Origin of the sequence: Pseudoalteromonas sp. Z1A6, from assembly GCF_011378745.1 — a bacterium.
GTDB lineage: Bacteria > Pseudomonadota > Gammaproteobacteria > Enterobacterales > Alteromonadaceae > Pseudoalteromonas > Pseudoalteromonas arctica.
Map to the genome: position 1 here is coordinate 1 of NZ_WTKW01000183.1, position 8523 is coordinate 8523.

Here is an 8523-nt window from a genome sequence, read left to right on the forward strand (position 1 = left end):
ATCTTTATCTACCTGCGGATCAGCTTTTTACTAAGGTCTATTTTAAATATAGAGTTATGCACAGGTTACGCATGAAGTTATGAACAAAAAGAGCCCTGCAGATCAGTTTTTTACTAAGTAAATTATAAAGTTATACACTAGTCGCAACATAAAAATACGCTTTTAATTAGTATAGATCTGATCTGTACTTGGTACAGATCAGATCTATTCTAACTCGATAAGGCTTTATCCACAGGGGAATATATTTTTTGGTGTATTTGTCGTGCTTAATTTTAAAATTAAGCCATTGTAATGGACAAAATAACAGCTGAGTTAGTAAAAATTAGATTTGTGATAGTCCAGTTAGTATAAATATGATCTGAAATCGTAAGTAATGTACATCACTTAGTATAATAGTGATCCAAACGTTTTATTTAAAGTCAGATCACTTTTATACTAACTTAAACATTTAACTTTTGTTGCTTAATGTGTTGTTATTAGCTGTCGCAATAAAAATGGAAATAAGAACAATGAGCCGAAAGGTCAACATCTCGGTAGATAACTTGCCCGATACACTTAGGGGCCAAATCCACGGGGTGGAAAGTGCAATAGATAACGAAAGTTTAGCACTATTTACAGACAACAAAGACGTGCGAATTTCTATTGAAAATGCAGCACATGGATTACGTGCATATTCAAACACGTTTAATCACTATGATTTGTGGGGACGCTTTGTTCGCTCGGGCTATAAAAAATTGCCACTTGAAGAAGCGCCTAAAAAAACAATTATTACGCGTAAAATATCTGAAAAAGTAGATGGTATTTTGTACGATGGCGAAATAAAAATAACGCCAGCTGTTGTAAGTACACGCAAAGATGGCGAAGATGTTGAATACCTTGTTTGGCCATCAGATAGAGAAGAAAAAGTAGAGCGAGCACTTATTCGTTTAGCTTCTAAAGGCAAAATAGTTAAAATTAATTTTAAATCCGGTATTCAATACGCGGTTGTTTTTTCTATGAACGAATTAGCACAAGAACTCAAAGCGGTAGGGCAGTCAATGCCATATCCTGCAATAAAAGAGTCACTTGAAGCATTGCAAGGTTCTAAACTTTCATTTAAATATTCGGCAACAGATACTAAAAATTCTGATATAGATGATTCGTTTTACGAGTCAAACATGAACTTTTTATCGTCACTGCATTTTAGTGGCAAAAAAGGTCAGGGTGGCAATGTAAAATGCGTCGCCTGTTTAAATGCATTTGTTCATAACATGATTGATAACCTTGAATACAAAGGGTATTACTTTAATAGCGCACAAGAATTAAAACGTGGATTATCGCGTTGGATGATGCTTCGTTTGTATCACCTTTGGCGTTATGCAGCACCAGGTAAAACGTACCATTTTAGATTACTTTCTATTATGGAAAAATACGGATCTATTTATTCAACTGATGATATTACCGAAAATAAATTAAAAGCACTTCGTCGTGATATGACCACCACAATGAAAGATTTGATTGAAAAAGGTGCAATATCAGAATACAGCATTACAAACGTTAAAGATGACAAAACCGGTAACATTATCGATTACACATACGAAATGCACCCGTCTGATCAGTTTTGCGATGAAATACTTACATTGAACAAACACAATAAACGCATTGAAATCCAAGGCGGTAAACGCATTGTTGAAAATGCCGTGCTGATTGATGAAGATAAAATTGAAGAAATAGTAGAAAAATAATAACCGTCATTTTAAATACTGTACGCATAACTAAAAAGGCCACACTATGTGGCCTTTTTAACATAATGACTACCGCTCAACCTGTTCTAAATATAACCTATCAACCAAAAAATCATACTCGCGCTTACGAGGGTGAGTATCGGGTTTTTGATAATCAGGTAATATACCTAATTTTACATCTGGTTCTGGATTAATCAGAATAAAGGGTAATGCAGCACTCACATGATAGCGATTTTGCGCCGTATATCTCACATTAACCTGTGGACTCACTCTAGTAGGGCGGCGAATTCTAAGTTTTTCCTTTTCGCCTAAACTAGCAACCCGTAATTGTTCTTGAGCTACAAGTGATTGCCATTTTTGTTGATCTATCATTCTTGGATTTCGATAACTGGCCGATTTGTCGAGCATTTCGAGAGCCATTTTTTTAGTCAGCGTTTTAGTTGCGTGTTTGTGCATCCAAGTAAACCTAACCGAAAATGGCGATTCGCTTTCACTATGAATTTTACGATACGCAGCAAGCGTTATTAAATTTGGTATAGCATTGTGAACTGCTTCAAATCGAGCATCGTTGCTATCAATAGCTAAAATACATTCTTTAAACGTAGCTTTAGCTTTATTTACTTGAGCTATACGATTATTTAAAGCTTGTTTATCTGCATTTTTAATAACGAGCAAACCAGGGTGCCTTTTTAAAACACGACTGCTTAATCCTGATTTTTTATACATGTCTGAAAAAGAGTTTAGGATTGCTTTTTGAGCAGGTACTCCAGTGATTTTAGAAACAAGTATAGATTCTGGAACTTTACTCTCATCGAAACTACTTACATCTGGTAATTGATAATATTCCGCTTTGGAGAATTCACACTCTTTTAGTTCTTCAATCAACCTTAAAGTTAATTCGTTCATTAAATCAAACTGACTTCTAATTTGTACCTTAGTTACCATTACACACCTCAAAGAACACATCTTACTAGCCTTATGTTATAACATGCACTTTGCTTTGTCTAAATTAATAATTAACAGCACTCGGTGACTATACTTACATTATAACTAAAATAAGTATGATGTGTTCTTTTTTTAGTGGGATATATAAATGAAGAAAGATTGAAACTCATTACTAATTCATATGAGATTGGAGTATTTACTTTGTCGTATATAAAAAGGCTAATACGCCTACTACGTAGTAGGTGATAAAACTAAGTTTAGAAAAATGAGTTAAGCGGAGTTATATAATTTTCATATATTTATCTAACAGTCTTAGTATTTATAATTACTGACTCATATTACACCGTGTTGGCAGTACGGTGATCAGCCTAAAGGTTACAATGACTACAAATGCTTTTTGATATCAGTTCCTCTTTAAGGATACTTCAAGCAGTAGCGGCTTTAATCATGATGAATTGTAAATTAGCACTATCACTTTGAAGAGAAAACTTAATGGCCTACCACACCTTTGAGTTGTAGCACTTGTGAATATAGTCCAGCATACGAGTGCTATACAAGACTATGCGTCTAGGATTTAAAGCGCAGATAAATGATTACCACAAACGCTCTTATCATACATTAAGGTCTGCACATAGCACTTGATAGCTATTAATTAATTATCCGCGTAAAGTTAAGATTACAGAAGCCGCCATTTAAGTACGATGTGTTCCCAGTAAAATTACGTATAACATACCCTTATGTACTATTTATTCTCAATGCGTTAAAATTGTAAATAGTTAGCTCTAAACGCATGTATTTAAACACTTTAGTTTCTTCGAAATAAAACTAAAGTGTATGTTATATAACCACCTAGGTTAAGTAAGATTACTTTTATACTTAACTCATAACTAAATAATTGGAAAATAGTGAATTTAGTCCTTGAACATAGGGGCCTGCATACGTTAATTTCTTCTTATCAGGTAATGTAGGAATGAGGAAAAATTATGCAATCGTGGAACCCAAATAGCTGGAGAGAGCTGCCAATACTGCAGCAGCCACAGTACCCGGATCAAGAAATACTTAAATCAGTAGAAAGCCAATTAAAAACGGCACCACCTTTAGTTTTTGCTGAAGAAACAAGAAGCCTATTCAAACAACTTGAAGATGTGTGCGAAGGGCGTGCTTTTTTACTTCAAGGTGGTGACTGTGCAGAATCATTTAGCGATTTTAATGCCGCTAACATTCGCGATACATTCAAAACAATCTTACAGATGGCTGTTGTATTAACTTACGGCGGTAAATGCCCTGTAGTTAAAATAGCGCGCATGGCTGGTCAATACGCTAAACCTCGTTCAGCAGACTTAGAAACAATTAATGGCGTGTCTTTACCATCTTACCGTGGCGACATTATTAATAATATCGAGTTTACAGAAGAAGCACGTATACCCGATCCACAACGCTTAATGACTGCATACCATCATAGTGCCGCTACGTTAAACTTATTACGTGCCTTTGCACAAGGTGGCCTTGCCGATCTTCACCAGGTAAATCGTTGGAACATGGGCTTTGTTGCTGCAAATCCACTTAAAGAAAAATACCAACAACTTGCTGATAAAATTCAAGACGCACTAGAGTTTATGGAAGTGTGCGGAATTAACTCTACAATTGCGCCAAGCTTAAAAGAAACCGATTTATACACTTCTCACGAAGCGTTACTACTTGGTTACGAAGAGGCGCTTACTCGTCGCGACCACTTATCTGGTGATTGGTACGATTGTTCTGCTCACTTTGTTTGGATTGGTGAACGTACTCGTCAACTAGACCATGCACATATTGAATTTTTTAAAGGCATTAAAAACCCAATTGGTGTTAAAGTTGGCCCAGGTATGGACCCAGATGACCTAATTCGTTTAATTGATGCATTAAACCCAGATAACATTCCTGGTCGTTTAACGCTAATTACGCGTATGGGTGCAGATATACTTCCTGAAAAACTTCCAGCACTAGTAAGAAGAGTTCAACAAGAAGGCCGTAAAGTAATTTGGAGCTCAGATCCAATGCACGGTAACACTGAAAAAGCGACATCAGGTTACAAAACACGTAACTTCGACAATATTATGCGCGAGATTAGTCAATTCTTCGCTGTACACAAAGCTGAAGGTTCATACGCAGGTGGTGTTCACCTAGAAATGACAGGCCAGCACGTTACAGAGTGTACTGGCGGTGCTTACGGTTTATCTGACGATGACCTAGCACAGCGTTACAAAACGCAGTGTGATCCACGCCTTAATGCCGACCAAGTATTAGAGTTAGGCTTTTTAGTAGCTGATTTACTAAAAGACGCACGTAAATAATATTTATTGATACTAAAAAAACCGCTTAGTTGCGGTTTTTTTGTTTTTAATTTTATTAGTAAGTTAGTACTTACGTCGCTCCAAGTCTGTTTCTATCAATATTTTTGCAGATATTTCTTCAACAGAATGATGCGTAGAATTAAAGTAAGCAATTTTATGACGCTTATACAACATTTCCACTTCGCGAACCTCAATACGACACTGTTTAATTGAAGCATACTTAGAGTTCGCCATACGTCGATGCCTAATAGCCGCAAGTCTCTCAGGGTCAATCGTCAGTCCAAATAACTTATGTTTGTAAGGGACTAAACATTTAGGCAAACCTTCATTATCTAAATCTTCTTCTGTAATAGGGTAGTTAGCCGCTTTGATGCCGTACTGCAGTGCTAAGTATAAGCTTGTGGGTGTTTTACCACTTCTGCTAACACCAATTAAAATGATGTCTGCTTCAGAAAAGTTTTTAATATTTCCGCCATCATCATTCATAAGTGCATAGTTAACCGCATCAATTCTAAAATCATAACTTTTTTCGTGGATAGAATGCGTACGATGCATTTTAGGAACTGGGGCTACATTGAGTTCTTTTTCTATTTTTTCGCTATATGTAGTTAAAAAGTCATACGTGACTGCATCAGCCGATTTTATAATTTCACTTAAATTGTGGTTAACAAAAGTAAAAAAAACAAATGGCTTTTCGCCTGTTTTTGCAGCGGTTGCATTAATTAATGCTTTAATTTCGTGCGCTTTTTCTTCAGTTTCTACAAATGGAATTGTTTTATGATTAAAATCGATAGGAAACAACGACAAAGTCGCATGCCCAAATACCTCTGAAGTAATAGCGGTTCCATCTGATATATAAAAAGCAGTTCTCATAATTAACCTTTTTATTGCGTTTAAATCCCTAAAATGGGTTTCTCACGGTTTACGTGAGGACTATTGCCAGTGTAGAATGATGATGACCTTTATAAAAGGTTTTCTTTCTTAACTCTCACAGTTAGACCTACAATTTGTTTTTTTTGGAGAAAGATCCGTGCAAGAATACGTTCTCTGGTATCAAGAGCTTGGTATGCAAGATGTTCCTCGAGTTGGCGGTAAAAACGCTTCACTTGGCGAAATGATTTCAAACCTAGCAAACGCTGGTGTACAAGTACCGGGTGGTTTCGCAACTACCGCAGATGCTTTTAATGAGTTTTTAGATCAATCAGGACTCACAGCAAAAATTCACAACATCCTAGATACACTCGATGTTGATGATGTAAATACACTCGCTAAAGTCGGTGCCGACATCCGCCAATGGATAATCGACACACCATTCCAACCAAACCTAGATCAAGCCATTCGCGACGCATATAGCCAACTCCATGGCGATACTGCAGCAGATGTATCATTCGCAGTACGTTCATCAGCTACCGCTGAAGATATGCCAGATGCATCATTCGCAGGCCAGCAAGAAACTTTCCTTAACGTTGTTGGTATCGATTCAGTCATGGTCGCTATTAAACACGTATTTGCTTCATTATTTAACGACCGTGCAATCTCATATCGAGTTCACCAAGGTTACGATCACCGTGGTGTGGCCCTATCAGCGGGTATTCAGCGCATGGTACGTTCAGATAAATCAGCATCTGGCGTAATGTTTAGCATTGATACAGAGTCAGGTTTTGAAGACGTTGTATTTATTACATCAAGCTACGGCTTAGGTGAAATGGTTGTACAGGGCGCAGTTAACCCTGATGAGTTTTATGTTCATAAACCAACACTCCTTAAAAATAAACCTTCAGTAGTACGTCGTAACATTGGTTCTAAAGCCATTCAAATGATTTACTCAGAAGATAAAGCACACGGTAAGCAAGTAGACATCGTTGATGTTGCCCCTGAGCTTTCAAATAAATTTTCGATTACAGATGAAGAAGTGCAAGAACTTGCCAAGCAAGCTGTAATCATCGAAAAACATTACGGTCGTCCTATGGACATCGAATGGGCAAAAGACGGTAACGACGGCAAACTATATATAGTTCAAGCACGTCCAGAAACTGTACGCTCAAACGAAGACTCTAACGTAATGGAACGCTTTCAATTAAATGGTACAAGCAACGTTGTTGTTGAAGGCCGTGCAATTGGTCATAAAATTGGTAGCGGTGTTGTTCGTGTTCTTGATTCAATCAAAGAAATGGATCAGGTACAAGTAGGCGACATTTTAGTAACCGATATGACCGACCCTGATTGGGAACCAATCATGAAACGTGCTGCAGCGATTGTTACAAATCGTGGTGGACGTACGTGTCACGCGGCAATCATTGCACGCGAACTTGGTATTCCGGCAGTTGTAGGGTGTGGTAACGCAACTGATTTAATTAAAGCGGGACAAGAAGTCACTGTATCGTGCGCCGAAGGCGATACCGGCTTTATTTACGAAGGTATTTTAGATTTTGAAATACTAACGTCACGCGTTGATAAAATGCCAGAACTTCCAATGAAAGTTATGATGAACGTAGGTAACCCCGATCGTGCATTTGACTTTGCACGCTTACCGCATGCAGGTGTTGGCCTTGCGCGAGTTGAATTTATTATCAACCGTATGATTGGCGTTCATCCTAAAGCGTTATTAAATTTTGATGCTCAAACAGATGCATTAAAAGCAGAAATTACTGACATGATTGCCGGTTACGAATCACCAGTAGAGTTTTACATAACAAAACTGGTTGAAGGTATTTCTACTCTAGGGTGTGCATTTGCACCAGAGCGTGTAATTGTTCGTATGTCTGATTTTAAATCAAACGAATACGCAAACCTAGTTGGTGGCCAGCAATACGAGCCAGAAGAAGAAAACCCAATGATTGGTTTTCGTGGTGCCGCACGTTATATCTCTGAAGACTTCCGCGATTGTTTTGCACTAGAATGTGAAGCTATAAAACGCGTAAGAAATGACATGGATATGGCTAACATAGAAATCATGATCCCATTCGTACGTACCCTTGAAGAAGGCAAACGCGTAATTGAATTACTAGAAGAACATGGCCTTAAACGCGGCGATAATGGTCTTAAAGTAATCATGATGTGTGAGCTACCTTCAAATGCATTACTTGCAGATGAATTCTTAGAAATGTTTGATGGTTTTTCTATCGGCTCTAACGATTTAACACAGTTAACGCTTGGTCTTGACCGTGATTCTGGTTTAATCGCACATTTATTTGATGAGCGTGACCCTGCAATTAAAAAGCTACTTTCTATGGCAATTAGAACAGCTAAAGCAAAAGGAAAGTACGTAGGTATTTGTGGCCAAGGTCCTTCAGATCATGAAGACTTTGCAGCATGGTTAGTAGAGCAGGGTATTGACTCTGTTTCACTAAATCCAGATACAGTAATAGAAACATGGTTATACCTAGCTAAAAAATTAGCAAAGTAATAAATAGGTAAGCTATAAATATGTAAGCTATAAAAATGCCAGCCATGTATTGCTGGCATTTTTTATGCTCAATTAAAAGTGAATTAACGGGCTAATTTTTTATCTAAATAAGCAC

General features: G+C 37.4%; 5 protein-coding genes. 3 read left to right on the forward strand and 2 right to left on the reverse strand.

What is annotated here, in order from left to right:
* Window positions 1-509: 509 nt before the first annotated feature.
* The gene (locus GQR46_RS12280; protein ID WP_024591590.1) at window positions 510-1724 is read left to right on the forward strand and encodes a hypothetical protein; all 1215 of its coding nucleotides are present in this window, start codon (window positions 510-512) and stop codon (window positions 1722-1724) included.
* A gap of 69 nt (window positions 1725-1793) precedes the next feature.
* On the opposite strand, the gene GQR46_RS12285 is transcribed toward GQR46_RS12280, so the two are convergent.
* Complete coding sequence (locus GQR46_RS12285; RefSeq protein ID WP_165741101.1) at window positions 1794-2669, reverse strand: DNA replication terminus site-binding protein; 876 nt, start codon at window positions 2667-2669, stop codon at window positions 1794-1796.
* A gap of 983 nt (window positions 2670-3652) precedes the next feature.
* On the opposite strand from GQR46_RS12285, the gene GQR46_RS12290 reads away from it, so the two are divergent.
* Window positions 3653-5002 carry a 3-deoxy-7-phosphoheptulonate synthase class II gene (locus GQR46_RS12290; RefSeq protein WP_008167282.1) on the forward strand — a complete coding sequence of 450 codons (1350 nt, stop codon included), beginning with the start codon at window positions 3653-3655 and terminating at the stop codon, window positions 5000-5002.
* Between the two features lie 63 nt (window positions 5003-5065).
* On the opposite strand, the gene GQR46_RS12295 is transcribed toward GQR46_RS12290, so the two are convergent.
* On the reverse strand, window positions 5066-5875 hold the full coding sequence (locus GQR46_RS12295; protein WP_007583184.1) for a pyruvate, water dikinase regulatory protein: 810 nt from the start codon (window positions 5873-5875) through the stop codon (window positions 5066-5068).
* 157 nt (window positions 5876-6032) lie between these two features.
* On the opposite strand from GQR46_RS12295, the gene ppsA reads away from it, so the two are divergent.
* Window positions 6033-8408, forward strand: a complete 2376-nt coding sequence (gene ppsA, locus GQR46_RS12300; RefSeq protein ID WP_165741102.1) for a phosphoenolpyruvate synthase — start codon at window positions 6033-6035, stop codon at window positions 8406-8408.
* Window positions 8409-8523: the final 115 nt, after the last annotated feature.